Origin of the sequence: Brachybacterium paraconglomeratum, from assembly GCF_039541415.1 — a bacterium.
GTDB classification, from domain to species: Bacteria; Actinomycetota; Actinomycetes; order Actinomycetales; family Dermabacteraceae; genus Brachybacterium; species Brachybacterium paraconglomeratum_A.
This window is the reverse complement of record NZ_BAABGE010000010.1, coordinates 147955-160768: the sequence shown is the minus strand read 5'-3', so window position 1 is coordinate 160768 and position 12814 is coordinate 147955. Positions and strand designations below refer to the sequence as shown.

Annotated in this window: 12 protein-coding genes; 5 read left to right on the top strand and 7 right to left on the bottom strand. The window is 69.2% G+C overall.

Annotated elements, in window-relative coordinates; genetic code table 11:
- Window positions 1-54: 54 nt before the first annotated feature.
- From guaA to ABD893_RS15325, 3 genes are all read right to left on the bottom strand, one after another.
- Window positions 55-1656 (bottom strand): glutamine-hydrolyzing GMP synthase, encoded by a 1602-nt coding sequence (gene guaA, locus ABD893_RS15335; protein WP_345082254.1) that lies wholly within the window; start codon window positions 1654-1656, stop codon window positions 55-57.
- A 115-nt stretch (window positions 1657-1771) separates the two neighbouring features.
- Complete coding sequence (locus ABD893_RS15330) at window positions 1772-2191, bottom strand: DUF3817 domain-containing protein (protein WP_345082251.1); 420 nt, start codon at window positions 2189-2191, stop codon at window positions 1772-1774.
- Window positions 2192-2194: 3 nt separating this feature from the next.
- Window positions 2195-3133 carry an SURF1 family protein gene (locus ABD893_RS15325; RefSeq protein WP_345082248.1) on the bottom strand — a complete coding sequence of 313 codons (939 nt, stop codon included), beginning with the start codon at window positions 3131-3133 and terminating at the stop codon, window positions 2195-2197.
- A gap of 175 nt (window positions 3134-3308) precedes the next feature.
- On the opposite strand from ABD893_RS15325, the gene pta reads away from it, so the two are divergent.
- Complete coding sequence (gene pta / locus ABD893_RS15320) at window positions 3309-5405, top strand: phosphate acetyltransferase (protein WP_425548387.1); 2097 nt, start codon at window positions 3309-3311, stop codon at window positions 5403-5405.
- A gap of 66 nt (window positions 5406-5471) precedes the next feature.
- The gene (locus tag ABD893_RS15315) at window positions 5472-6695 is read left to right on the top strand and encodes an acetate/propionate family kinase (protein WP_345082242.1); all 1224 of its coding nucleotides are present in this window, start codon (window positions 5472-5474) and stop codon (window positions 6693-6695) included.
- Between the two features lie 88 nt (window positions 6696-6783).
- Here the strand turns inward: ABD893_RS15315 and ABD893_RS15310 are convergent, their stop codons facing one another.
- Complete coding sequence (locus tag ABD893_RS15310; protein ID WP_345082239.1) at window positions 6784-7557, bottom strand: hypothetical protein; 774 nt, start codon at window positions 7555-7557, stop codon at window positions 6784-6786.
- 134 nt (window positions 7558-7691) lie between these two features.
- Here ABD893_RS15310 and ABD893_RS15305 point away from each other — a divergent pair, with 134 nt between their 5' ends.
- Window positions 7692-8252 carry a hypothetical protein gene (locus ABD893_RS15305; RefSeq protein WP_345082237.1) on the top strand — a complete coding sequence of 187 codons (561 nt, stop codon included), beginning with the start codon at window positions 7692-7694 and terminating at the stop codon, window positions 8250-8252.
- A gap of 829 nt (window positions 8253-9081) precedes the next feature.
- Here ABD893_RS15305 and ABD893_RS15300 read toward each other — a convergent pair.
- Window positions 9082-9435 carry a hypothetical protein gene (locus ABD893_RS15300; RefSeq protein WP_345082235.1) on the bottom strand — a complete coding sequence of 118 codons (354 nt, stop codon included), beginning with the start codon at window positions 9433-9435 and terminating at the stop codon, window positions 9082-9084.
- Window positions 9436-9561: 126 nt separating this feature from the next.
- Complete coding sequence (locus tag ABD893_RS15295; RefSeq protein WP_345082232.1) at window positions 9562-10671, bottom strand: GuaB3 family IMP dehydrogenase-related protein; 1110 nt, start codon at window positions 10669-10671, stop codon at window positions 9562-9564.
- 79 nt (window positions 10672-10750) lie between these two features.
- Here ABD893_RS15295 and ABD893_RS15290 point away from each other — a divergent pair, with 79 nt between their 5' ends.
- On the top strand, window positions 10751-11365 hold the full coding sequence (locus tag ABD893_RS15290) for a hypothetical protein (RefSeq protein ID WP_345082229.1): 615 nt from the start codon (window positions 10751-10753) through the stop codon (window positions 11363-11365).
- 54 nt (window positions 11366-11419) lie between these two features.
- On the opposite strand, the gene ABD893_RS15285 is transcribed toward ABD893_RS15290, so the two are convergent.
- On the bottom strand, window positions 11420-12136 hold the full coding sequence (locus ABD893_RS15285; RefSeq protein ID WP_345082226.1) for an exonuclease domain-containing protein: 717 nt from the start codon (window positions 12134-12136) through the stop codon (window positions 11420-11422).
- A gap of 223 nt (window positions 12137-12359) precedes the next feature.
- Between ABD893_RS15285 and ABD893_RS15280 the strand changes: the two genes are divergently transcribed.
- Window positions 12360-12794, top strand: a complete 435-nt coding sequence (locus tag ABD893_RS15280) for a VOC family protein (RefSeq protein WP_345082223.1) — start codon at window positions 12360-12362, stop codon at window positions 12792-12794.
- The last annotated feature ends 20 nt before the right edge of the window (window positions 12795-12814 follow it).

The window sequence follows — 12814 nt, the reverse complement described above, 5'->3', positions numbered from 1 at the left end:
GGCGGCACGAGGGCGGCTCGGCGGGCAGCGGGCGCGGGCGGTGCTAGCGGGAGGTCACTCCCACTCGATGGTGCCCGGGGGCTTGGAGGTGATGTCGAGGGTGACGCGGTTGATCTCGCTGACCTCGTTGGTGATGCGGGTGGAGATGCGGCTGAGCACCTCGTAGGGCACCTTGGCCCAGTCGGCGGTCATCGCGTCGTCACTGGTGACGGGGCGCAGCACCACCGGGTGGCCGTAGGTGCGGCCGTCGCCCTGGACGCCCACGGAACGCACATCCGCCAGCAGCACCACGGGGCACTGCCAGATGGTGCGGTCCAGGCCGGCGGCGGTGAGCTCGGCGCGGGCGATCGCGTCGGCCGCGCGCAGGATGTCCAGCCGCTCCTTGGTGACCTCGCCGATGATGCGGATGCCGAGGCCCGGCCCGGGGAAGGGCTGGCGCCAGACGATCTCGTCGGGCAGGCCCAGCTCGGAGCCGACGGCGCGCACCTCGTCCTTGAACAGGGCGCGCAGCGGCTCGACCAGCTCGAAGGAGAGGTCCTCGGGCAGACCGCCCACGTTGTGGTGGCTCTTGATGTTGGCCGCGCCCTCGCCACCGCCGGACTCGACGACATCCGGGTACAGGGTGCCCTGGACCAGGAACGCCTTCTGTTCGGCATGAGCCTCAGCGCCCTCGCCTTCGACGACGCCCTGCTCGCGCAGGATGTCCGCCTGCGCCTGCTCGAAGCTGCGGATGAACTCGCGGCCGATGATCTTGCGCTTGGTCTCGGGATCGGTGACCCCGGCGAGCGCGGTGAGGAACTGCTCCTCGGCGTCGACCATGACGAGCTTCGCGCCGCCGGTGGAGTCTCCGAAGGCCTGCTCGATCTGCGCGGACTCGTCCTGGCGCATGAGGCCGTGGTTCACGTACACGCAGGTGAGCCGGTCACCGATCGCGCGCTGCACGAGCGCGGCAGCCACGGCGGAGTCCACGCCGCCGGAGAGGCCGCAGATCGCAGCGCCCTCGCCCACCTGGGCGCGGATCCGCTCGAGCTGCTCCTCGATGACGTTGCCGGTAGTCCAGGCGGGCTCGATACCAGCGCCGCGATGCAAGAAGTTCTCGAGCACCTCCTGGCCGCGGTCGGAATGGCCAACCTCGGGGTGCCACTGCACGCCGTAGAGCCGCTTCTCGGTGTTCTCGAAGGCAGCGACGGGGCTGCCGGAGGAGGTCGCGACGACCTGGAAGCCGGCCGGGGCGGCGGTCACGGAGTCGCCGTGGCTCATCCACACGTTCTGGTCCGCATCCTGCTCGGAAAGCAGCTGCGAGGAGCCGTCGATGCTCTCCAGACGGGTCGCTCCGTACTCCCGCACGCCCGTCGGCGCGACGGTGCCGTCCAGCGCCGCGGCCATGGACTGGAAGCCGTAGCAGAGCCCGAGCACCGGAACGCCGGCCTCGAGCAGGGCGGGGTCCAGGCGCGGAGCACCCTCGGCGTAGACGGAGCTGGGCCCGCCGGACAGGATGATCGCGCGAGGCTGCTTGGCCAGGATCTTCTCGGTGGGCATCGAATGCGGGACGACCTCGGAGTAGACCCGGGCCTCCCGCACGCGGCGGGCGATGAGCTGTGCGTACTGAGCGCCGAAGTCGACGACGAGGACGGGGCGCTGGTCGGTGTCATTCACCCGGCCGAGTCTACGTCGGAGGCCCCGCGCGAGGCGCCGTGGTCCGCCTCCCGGCGGCACGATTCTCGTCACGCCCGGCAACGACCGAGCTCGGCAACAGGCGCTGACGCGAGCGTCAGCCGCGCGCGTCGCCGCCGGCGCGGGCCTCGTCCTGGATGGTGGGGCGGCGTGCGAGATCGGACTCGACCTTCTGGTGGGTCCAGCGCTCACCGAAGAAGGACAGCACCGGGATGACGCCGAAGAACATCAGCAGCAGCATGCGCGGCATGCCCCAGCGCATCTTGATCCAGAGATCGAAGCCGAGGACCACATAGACCATGTAGACCAGCCCGTGGATCGGGGACCACGTCTTGGAGATCTGGATCCAGGTGTCCGAGGTCGAGGTGAACAGCCCCTCGCCGCCGAACACCACGTAGCGCATGATCATGATCGCGACCAGCACCAGCAGGGCGATGCCCTCCACGATGGAAGCCACGCGGAAGCGGGCGAAGGAGGTCCTGGCGGCGACTTCGTCGAGGGGGCGGGGAGCGGGCACGGGTCACACGTCCTTGTCAGAGGGTTTTTCGGTCGTCGCGGTGGCGGCCGAGGAAGAGGAGGAGCCGACGCCGGCCGACGAGAGCTGGCTCGCAGCTGAGTGGTCGGAGCGGGCAGAGACGACAGCAGGCGAGGCAGCGGAAGGTGAGGCGGGCGAGCTCGAGCCGGACTCGGCCAGCAGCCGCTCCATGGCCTCGCGGCGATCGGCGACCTCGTCAAGATGAGCGGTTCTCACCGAGCGCCACCACAGATAGAGGAAGAACGCACCGAACATGACCCACTGCAGGGAGTATCCGATGTTCTGCCAGTCCAGGCCGCGGGAGAACTCGGACTCCGCGGCGGGGACGGGGCGCAGCACACCGGTGGGCTCATCGAGCGAGACATAGCCGGCGAACATCGGCGAGCCCCATTCGTTGACCAGCATCGGGGTGGCGATCTCTCGGGCCACCCCATCGACCACCCCACCGGAGGCGGCCTCACTGGCTTCGAGTCGGCCGGAGATCTCGACCTCGCCCTGCGGAGGCGCAGGAGCGAGCGCGGGATCGACCTGACCGTCCTCGCCGGTGAGCTCCGCGGAGGGGATCCAGCCGCGCAGCACCGGGAGTCGCCCTTGACTGCCGTCCTCGAGCTCGATGCGCAGTGAGGAGACCACGAGCACCGCCTCGGTGCCGCCGATATTCCGGCCCGGAACGATCACCTGCTCGTCCGGCACATAGGTGCCGACGGCGGTGACGGTGGCTCCGACGATCGAGTTGGTGACCGCGTCGCCCACCCCCACCACATCGCGGATATCGCCGAGCTGCTCGGAACCGGCGGCTTTGTCGGTGATCGCCTGGTGCGCGCGGTCCCACTGCCAGGTCGCCAGCAGCCCGCAGACGAGGGTCGCCACCACCATCAGGGCGAGCAGGCCCAGGAAGCGGGGGCGAAGGGCGACGCGGAGCATGGGGTCCATCGTACGATCCACCGCCCGGAAGGACCCTGGGCGGCGGTGCCTTTCGCACCACGTCACATCCTGTCTCTTCTCGGGCCACCTCTCTCGGGCGGCCCGTCACTCCTCTCCTGTGCGGTCACCTCGCTGAGATGCCTTCGGTCCCGCGCTCCGCGCAGGTGACGCGCCTATGCTGTGGGGCGTGTCCCACAGTGTCTATATCGCCAGCCCGGAGGGGATGACCGGCAAGTCGATGGTGGCTTTCGGTCTTCTCGAAGCCTTCGCCTCTCGTTCTGACCGCGTCGGGGTGTTCCGCCCCGTCGTCAAGGCAGACCGTGCGCGCGACTATGCCGTCGACCTCCTCATCAGCCATCCTGCGGTCGAGCAGTCCTATGAGGACGCGATCGGGGTGGATCACCAGCTGGTGATCTCGGATCCCGATCTCGCGCATGAGCGGATCCTCGCCCGCCACCGCGAGCTGGCCGAGCGGTACTCGGTGCTGGTGGTCCTCGGTTCCGACTATGACGACCTCGCCAATCCCACCGAGCTCGCCTTCAACGCGGAGGTCGCCGCCAACATGGGTGCTCCCGTGGTGGTGGTGCTGTCGGGTCTGGACCGCAGCCCCGATCAGATCGCGGCGCTCGCGGCAGTGTCCGTCAGCGAGTTCGGCGGCCATCACGCACTGCCGATCGCCGTGGTCGTCAACCGTGCCGAGGTCGGCTCCCTTGACGTGATCCATCAGGCGGTCTCGGCGAAGGTTCCCGCCACCCTGGTCGCCGCGATCCCGGAGAACCCGGTCATCATGGCCGTCACCGTGCAGGAGCTGAAGGATGCCGTCGGCGGGACCCTCCTGCAGGGCAATCCGGAATGGCTGGATCGCGTCGCGATCGGGACCGTGATCGCGGCGATGAGCCTGCCGAACGTGCTCTCCCGCCTCACCGAGAACTGCACCGTGATCGCCCCAGGGGACCGCTACGACCTGCTTCCGGGTCTGGTGATGGCGCAGCAGTCGGGCACCTTCCCGGCGCTCTCCTCGATCGTGCTGACCGGTGGCTATGACGTCCCCGAGGAGGTGGGCCGGCTGATCTCGGGTGTGCAGCAGGACCTCCCGATCATCGCGACCGACCTGTCCACCTTCGACACCGCAGTGGCGATCGCGAGATCACGCGGCAGGCTGGACGTGAACAGTCCGCAGAAGATGGATGCGGCGCGGCGCGCGGTCGCCGAGCACCTGCCGATCCCCGAGCTGCTGAGCTCCCTCGAGGTGAGCAGGAGCGAGGTCGTCACCCCGATGATGTTCGAGTTCGAGCTGCTCGCCCGCGCCCGCGGGGGGAAGAAGACGATCGTGCTGCCTGAGGGTGAGGAGCCGCGGATCATCGCCGCCGCCGAGGCGCTGCTTGCCCGTGGCGTCGCCGATCTGATCCTGCTGGGCGAGGAGAACACCATCCGCGCGAAGTCCGCGCAGCTCGGCCATGACATCTCCGAGGCCCGGATCGTCTCCCCGCATGACCAGGAGCATGTCGAGCGCTACGCCGCGGAGTACGCACGGCTGCGCGCCAAGAAGGGCGTCACCCTGGAGCAGGCCCGGGAGAAGGTCCAGGACGTCTCCTACTTCGGCACCATGATGGTGCAGATGGGTGAGGCCGACGGGATGGTCTCCGGTGCCGCCCATTCCACGGCCCACACCATCCGGCCCTCCTTCGAGATCATCAAGACCAAGCCCGGGGCGAAGATCGTCTCCTCGGTGTTCCTGATGGCGCTCGAGGACCGGGTGCTGGTCTACGGCGACTGCGCTGTGAACCCCGACCCCACCGCGGAGCAGCTGGCGGACATCGCGGTGCAGTCCGCCGCGACGGCCGAGCAGTTCGGGGTGGAGCCGCGGATCGCGATGCTCTCCTACTCCACGGGCACCTCAGGCTCGGGCGCCGATGTCGACAAGGTGCGCGAGGCCACCGCCCTGGTGCGCGAAGGCAGCCCGCAGCTCGACGTCGAGGGACCGATCCAGTACGACGCGGCTGTCGATGCCTCGGTCGCGAAGACCAAGCTCCCGGACTCCTCGGTGGCGGGGCGGGCGACGGTGTTCGTGTTCCCCGATCTCAACACCGGCAACAACACCTACAAGGCGGTGCAGCGCTCCGCCGGTGCGATCGCGATCGGCCCTGTCCTGCAGGGCCTGAACAAGCCGGTCAACGACCTCTCCCGTGGCGCGCTGGTGGACGACATCATCAACACCGTCGTCATCACCGCGATCCAGGCACAGGCCGACTCCGCCGCCCCGGCTCACTGACGGCACAGGCCGACGCCGCCCCGCACACTGACCGACCACCCTCCAATGATCAGGAGCTCTCCCGCCATGGCAGCACCCACGGACCCGCGCGTCCTCGTCATCAACTCCGGCTCGTCGTCCCTGAAGTTCCAGCTGCTGTCGCCCGCCGACGGCACGGTCGATGCGAACGGCATCGTCGAGCGGGTCGGGCAGGAGCAGGGCAACGCCACGATCACTGCGGGCGGGCGGGAATCAACCTACGAGGGGCCGGTGCCGGACCACAAGCAGGCGATGAAGATCGTCGAGCGCCTCTTCGAGGAGGTGGGCCTGTCGCTGTCCGATGACCGGATCCGTGCGGTCGGCCACCGAGTGGTCCAGGGCGGGGCCCGCTACTCGGAGCCGATCCTGATCGATGAGCAGGTGCGCTGGGACATCCACGACCTCGGAAAGCTCGCGCCCCTGCACAACTATGCCGCGGTGGATGGGATCGACGGGGCCCAGGCCCTGCTGCCGGACGTACCGCACGTGGCCGTCTTCGACACCGCCTTCTTCACCGCGCTGCCGGCTGCGGCGGCGAACTACGCGCTGAACCGTGAGCTGGCCACGCAGTACCGGGTGCGGCGCTATGGCGCGCACGGGACCAGCCACCAGTACGTCGCTGACGCCGTCTCCGCCGAGCTCGCCGCGCAGGGGCATGACGTCTCCGAGCTGCGTCAGGTGGTGCTGCACCTGGGCAACGGTGCCTCGGCCTCCGCGGTGAAGGGCGGGGCGGCGGTGGAGACCTCGATGGGGCTCACCCCGCTCGAGGGGCTGGTGATGGGGACCCGCACCGGCGACATCGATCCGTCGATCTACATCCACCTGCACCGTCAGGCGGGGCTCGGCGCGGAGGAGATCGACGACATCCTCAACAAGCGCTCCGGGATGATGGGCATGTGCGGGATGAGCGACTTCCGTGACATCACCGCGGCGGTCGACGCGGGTGATGAGGCCGCGACCCTTGCGATGGACGTGTACGTGCACCGGCTGCGCAAATACCTCGGCTCGTACTCCTTCGTGCTCGGCGGGCTGGATGTCATCGCCTTCACCGCCGGGATCGGGGAGAACGTGCCGATGGTCCGGGAGCGCCTGCTCTCCGGGCTCGAGGGCTTCGGGATCGAGCTGGACCTTGAGGCGAATGCTGCCCGTGGCAAGGGGATGCGCGTGATCTCGACCTCGAACTCGAGGGTCACGGTGATGATCGTGCCGACCGACGAGGAGCTGTCGATCGCACGTCAATCGGCCGAGGTGGCGGGAGCCCTGCAGGGCTGAACGCCGGGCCCGCACCGCGCCGCACTGCACCGCAGCGCAGAGACATTGATTGCGCGCAGCGTCGCGAGCGCTGGTTCCCCGCGCTGCGTCAGGAGCGCTGGTCTCCCGCGTTCTTCGGGTTCTCCTCGGTCCCGGGGTCCTGTGCGTCGTCGACAGAGTCCGTTCCGGGGGCTTCCTGCTGATCGCTGCCCATGATCGAGGTACCGCTGGTGTACAGGGAGGTCGGGTTGTAGCTGCTGTAGACCGAGGTGGGGGTGTAGACGGTTTCGGAGTATGCCGGGCTGAAGGTCTCCGCAGGGCGCAGCACCTCAGCAGCCCCGACCCGGAACGACTGAGGCTCCGCCGGCTCGTTCTCCTCCGGCTCAGGCTCCTCCGCCTTCTTCTCCACCGACTCGCTCCCCATCGGCTCCTTCTCCCCCGGCTCCGCCTCGACGGTCATGCTCGGAGACTGGTCAGGAACCTCGTCGCTCTCGGAGGAGACTTCCGCTGACGTCATCGGCATCTCCGCCACCACGGGCACGGCGTCTGGCGCTGGCAAGGCGTCTGGCGCTGGCACGTCGCCCGGGGCCGCTGCAGTGACCGACTGCCGCGGTGCCCCCGCTTCGTCATCGTCATCGTCAAGCCCCGCAAAGCGCAGGGTGGGCGGCGTGGGGCGGTCCTCGGAGAGCTGCAACGCCTCCTCAAGGCTCCTGGGCTGCGGGGTCTGCGGGCGCGGACGCATGCGCGGACGTGACGATCTCTTCGAGCTGCCCTCGCCCCACGGCGACGGCCCCGAATCGTTGTCCTTGCCTGCCTGCTTCATGGCGAATTGCACCACGAAGATCACGCCGATCACGATGATGAACAGGAACTCCATGGCCATGCCCCTTCCCCGGGTACCCCTGCAGAACGCCATTCTGCCAGGCGCTGCCTCCGTTGCAGCCGCTGCCTCCCTGGGCGCCGGACCCCTTGTATCCTTGCCGCGAGCGGCCACGACAGTCCTCGGGGGAGCCCACGATGAACGAACTGCTGGACACCGATGTCCCGCTGACGCGATACCGCAGACGAGGCCTGATCCGGATCATCCTCGGCAGCGTGGGCTGCGTCGCCGCCCTCACCGGGCTGTTCAAGACAGCGCTCATCGCAGCCCTTGCCGCCGTCGTCTTCGCCCCGCTGACCGCCGCTCCGATCTCCTTCGGTGCCACCACGGACACCATCAAGGCCTCCGAGTCCTTCCGCTACTACGTGTACGTCCCCTCCTCCGAGGCGGCCTTCGCAGCCTGCACCACCTCCGGCGGGGAAGGAATCACCTGGACGCCGAAGCAGATCGACCTACCGGCGACGATCGTCGACACTGAGTACACCCCGATCGGCTACATCGCTGTCGACACCGATCGAGAGATCACGGTGAGCTGCACGGGGGTCGAGGACGTCGCCGTGACGGCGTTGGGGATGCGCGGGACGGTGCTCCTCTTCAGCGTCCTGCTGGTGGGAGCGCTGGCTCTGCTGAGCTGGGGCATCGTCGCTCGCATCCGGTCCCGCGGCCCGCAGGGGCCACCGCACAACGAGTCTCTCTGACTCGTGCTTCGCGCATGAAGCGGGAAGTGTTCAGCTGAACGGCGTGGTGGCCGGTGCTGCGCCGCCTCGAGGCAGGCGATCGCCCAGCTCTGGTGATCATGGATCAGCTCGTCACGCCAGGGGATATCGAGCGCTTCTGCCAGCTCCCAGCGATGCTCGGAGCCCATCTCGCGGAAGCTCATGGCCGGGATCTCGAGCTGCTCCCCCTCGGCACTGAGCAGGTCCCCCCGATCGACGGGCGAGGCGGCCTCTGCGGTGCTGCCTCGGACAGGTTCTCGCCTCGGCGGCTGGGCGCCGCCGGTCCATGATTGCAGCAGGGGCGGAACCCAGAAGAGGACCAGCAGCGCCAGGGCCAGCGAGAGTGCACCGGTGGAAGGAGCAAGAACCCAGGGAAGGAGGGAATCGAGCTGCGACCAGCGAAGGCTCCACGGTGCCATCGGCAGGTACACCACGAGGGTGATCACCGAGGCGATCATGAGCGTCAGCGGAAGATAGCAAGACCAATGCACTGAACGGCGGAGGTGCTCCTGTGGCTGGACCTGTTCCCGGGGAAGGGTCATCGTTGCTCCTCCTCCGGGTCGCTGTCCCACGTCGAGGAGCGGTACAGGGTGGTCGGGGTGTACACCGAGCCGGTGCTGCTCGCTGGCCCCGCGGCCGGCGGAAGATCAGCCTCGCCTCCGGCAGGGCACGCCGCGAGTTCAGCGGGGACGGTGACCTCGCTCGGATCAGCTCGATCTGCCGGACTCGCCGAGTCAGCCGAGTCAGCCGAGTCAGCCGAGTCAGCCGAGTCAGCCTGGACAGCACCAGCCTCCGGCACGACAGCTTCACCTCACACGTCCTCGGCGCGATGCACTCCGACCGGGCCGGTGTTCAGCGCACGCAGCACCTCGAGGAATGCGCGCGCTCCCCCGCTGGTCTCGTAGTCGGTGTGCCACGGGATCCGGGCCGCGCGCGCCATCGCGCGCAGCTCTGAGACGCTGCGTGTGATCACCGCGGCACCGGGATCTGTCGGATCCAGCACGCGGCCGTCATCGGAGAAGACGAGCGTCGAAGACCGCTGGGCGGCACTGACCCGGACGGAGAGGAAGCGCGGCCCCGCGCCGTCGAGCGCCATCATCAGCCGGTGCTGCAGGATCAGTCCCGGCGTTCCGGCGTACGGGTAGAACGGTGCGAACAGCAACACCAGGCAGACGCCGGTGGCGAGCCCACCCCAGCAGAGGACGGCCCACGGCGGGGGGCCCGCCGCGCCGGGGTGTCGCGCGGTCCTCCGATGACCTCACTCATCGCAGCCTCGTCGAGGCCGCCTGACTCACGCGGTGGTCACGACCTCGACCCGCTGGAACTCCTTGAGGTCGAGGTAACCGGTCGTCGCCATCGCATGGCGCAGGGCGCCCACGAGGTTCGTGTTCCCGTCGGCCCCGGTCGACGGGCCGAAGAGGATCTGCTCGAGCGGCGCAGACGTGCCCACCGGAACCCGGTGGCCGCGGGTGAGCGTCGGATGATGCGCCTCGCTGCCCCAGTGGTGGCCACGGCCCGGAGCCTCCTCGGCGCGCGCGAGCGCGGCACCGACCATCAGCCCATCGGCGCCGCAGGCGATCGCCTTGACCAGGTCACCGGAGCGGCCCAGGCCGCCATCGGCGATCACGTGCACGTACCGTCCACCGGACTCATCCATGTAGTCCCGGCGTGCCGAGGCGACATCGGCCACCGCGCTGGCCAGCGGCACCGTGATGCCGAGGGTCTCCTGGGTGGTCTGGGAAGCACCGCCGCCGAAGCCGACCAGCACGCCGGCCGCGCCCGTGCGCATCAGGTGCAGTGCCGCCGTGTAGGTCGCGCAGCCTCCCACGATCACGGGGACGTCGAGCTCGTAGATGAAGCGCTTGAGGTTCAGCGGCTCACGGTCGGAGGAGACGTGCTCCGCCGACACGGTGGTGCCGCGGATGAAGAAGATATCCACGCCGGCGTCGACGACGGTCTTCCAATGCTCCTGGGTGCGCTGCGGCGACAGGGCGCCGGCGGCGGTCACCCCCGCATCGCGCAGCTGCTGGATGCGGTCACGGATCAGCTCGGGCTTGATGGGCTCGGAGTAGATCGAGCGCATCTCCCCCACGACGTCTTCGTCCGCCGCGTCGGCGATGCGGGCGAACTGCGCGGTGGGGTCCTCGTAGCGGGTCCACAGCCCTTCGAGGTCGAGCACGCCCAGGCCACCGAGCCGACCCAGCTCGATCGCAGTCTCCGGGGACATCAGGGAGTCCATGGGCGCAGCGAAGATGGGGATGTCGAAGTGGTACGCGTCCACCTGCCAGGAGGTGGAGACGTCCTCCGGGTCGCGGGTTCGACGGGACGGCACCACCGCCACGTCGTCGAAGCTGTAGCTGCGGCGTCCGCGCTTGTTCCGGCCGATCTCGATCTCGCTCATCACATGGAGGAGTCTACCGTCGGCCCGCACCGCCCTGGGCCCGAGGGCGCTCGGGCGGGTCGCGGGCTACCGTGGGCAGATGAGCTCCGAGCATCCCCGCGGCCTCGCACCCGAGCACGGGGACGCCGACTCTCCGCCTTCCTTCCCCCGGCTGGATGCCGAGGGAATGCTCCTCGAACCCGCTGGCACCGGCGCCGACGGCAGCTCTGCCACGCAGGACCGTGGCCGCTCATGGCTGGCGCCCTGCCTGGTCACGCTGCTCGGTCTGGCCCTGTTCTCCCAGCAGCTGGTGGAGCTGATCCGGATGTCTCCCGCGGCAGGGCAGGCACGGCCGATGGGCGGCCCGGTGCTGACCGCCGCCCTCGCTCTGGGCGGCTTCTCCATGACCCGCCTGCTGCAGCTGCTCGGCTTCGTCACCGCCCGACGGCGCCGCGAGGCGGCGGGCCAGCCGCTGCGCGAGGTGCCCTGGCAGTTGGAGGATGCACACTCGCTGCACGCCGTGTGGGTGATCGGGGTGGGGGCATCGATCGCGCTGATGGGCCTGCTGGGGCTGTGGTCCCTGCTGGACGGACAGCCCTCGGGTCTCGAACCCGGGTGGCCGCTGCTGCTCATCGGCGGCGCCGTCGCACTGCTCAGCCGCGTGGCCTGGCAGCGCACCACCGCTGTGTGGGCGGCCCTGGGCGACGAGCACTGAGAAGAGCACTGATTCGCCGCTCCGGGCCTGCCTCCGCCGGCTCGACGCCGGCCCTCAGAGCGGCCAGACGGTGTTGACGTCCGGGGTCTTGCCCTTCTTGGTCAGCCATTCGTTCATGCCTTCCGCCCAGCGGCGGTGCCAGCCCATCTGCTCGCGGTGCAGCTCTTCGAGCGAGGAGGCACCGAGCTTCGGGTACTTGGCCGTGAGCGCCCGCAGCACGTCCAGCGTGGCGGAGACGTCGACGTCGGCCGTATGGAGGCGGCCGTCCTGCTCGAGCCCGTAGTGCGCGAGCACATCGGTCAGGGTGCGCTTGCCCTTGCGGTAGCGGTCCACACCGCGATCCAGGACGAGCCCATCGAGCACCGGGGCGATGTCATGCCCGAGCCGCTGGGTGAGGGTGGGCAGGCCGAGCCGGGTCAGCTCGTTCTCGAGGATCGCGAGGTCGAAGCTGATGTTGAAGGCGACCAGCGGGACATCCTGGCGCAGCGCGTCGGCGATCATCTCGGCGACCTCGTCGAGTGCTTCTGCGGACTTCATGCCGTGGGCGCGAGCATGCTCGGTGCTGATCCCGTGCACGCGCTGCGCGGGTTCGGGGATGTCCATCTCGGGATCGATCAGCCAGGTTGCGACGGTCTCGTTCTCCCGCCCCGGGCCCACGGAGTGCACCAGGGCGACGGTGACGATCCTGTCGGTCGCCACGTTCGTGCCGGTGGTCTCGGTGTCGAAGCCCAGCAGGGGCCGGTCCGTCCAGGAAGGGGTGCTCGCGCTCATGCCCCCAGCCTAGGCATCAGGGCTGACATTCGCGGACCATGACGGTGGATGGGCACCCGGTGAGGAGGAACGGTGCAGGGAGGAACAGTGCACGGAAGAGCAGTGCAGGGAGGAACAGCACGCAGGACGGCGTTCAAGGATGGACCCGAGCCAGCCACGGCACTTACTCTCGTCCCTACAGCGAACTCGGACCCGATCCGGTCGCGCGATCGAGGAGACCACCATGCCAGCACCGGCCCTGTACCTCCACCTGCCCGGCACCGCCAAAGACGCGCTGGACTTCTACCAGGGGGTCTTCGGCGGCGAGACCGAGGTGCACACCTTCGCGCAGTTCGAGCGCACCGACGGCCCAGCCGCGGCGGTCGCCCACGGAGTCCTGCGCGGACCGGTCGATCTGTATCTCTCCGACACGGGCGAGCAGGACCAGCCCTTCCGGGTCGAAGGATTGATGGTCGCGCTGCTCGGCCATGCGGAGCCGACCACACTGCGCACCTGGTTCGCGACCCTGGCCGAAGGCGGTGAGGTGGTCGATGACCTGCAGCGCCGCCCCTGGGGCGCCTCCGACGGTCAGGTGCGAGACCGTTTCGGGGTGCTGTGGCTGATCGGCTATCAGCACGGGAGTGATCCGTCGGCCCAGGCGGCGACCGCAGAGGACTGAGCGGATCCCCTCAGCGGGCC

Excerpts from the sequence above, each read along its gene's own strand:
- ABD893_RS15280 (WP_345082223.1), top strand. The coding sequence starts at position 12,360 with ATGCCAGCACCGGCCCTGTACCTCCACCTGCCCGGCACCGCCAAAGAC.
- ABD893_RS15315 (WP_345082242.1), top strand. The coding sequence starts at position 5,472 with ATGGCAGCACCCACGGACCCGCGCGTCCTCGTCATCAACTCCGGCTCG.
- ABD893_RS15295 (WP_345082232.1), bottom strand. The coding sequence starts at position 10,671 with ATGAGCGAGATCGAGATCGGCCGGAACAAGCGCGGACGCCGCAGCTAC.
- pta (WP_425548387.1), top strand. The coding sequence starts at position 3,309 with ATGCTGTGGGGCGTGTCCCACAGTGTCTATATCGCCAGCCCGGAGGGG.
- ABD893_RS15325 (WP_345082248.1), bottom strand. The coding sequence starts at position 3,133 with ATGCTCCGCGTCGCCCTTCGCCCCCGCTTCCTGGGCCTGCTCGCCCTG.
- ABD893_RS15305 (WP_345082237.1), top strand. The coding sequence starts at position 7,692 with ATGAACGAACTGCTGGACACCGATGTCCCGCTGACGCGATACCGCAGA.
- ABD893_RS15290 (WP_345082229.1), top strand. The coding sequence starts at position 10,751 with ATGAGCTCCGAGCATCCCCGCGGCCTCGCACCCGAGCACGGGGACGCC.
- ABD893_RS15285 (WP_345082226.1), bottom strand. The coding sequence starts at position 12,136 with ATGAGCGCGAGCACCCCTTCCTGGACGGACCGGCCCCTGCTGGGCTTC.
- ABD893_RS15310 (WP_345082239.1), bottom strand. The coding sequence starts at position 7,557 with ATGGCCATGGAGTTCCTGTTCATCATCGTGATCGGCGTGATCTTCGTG.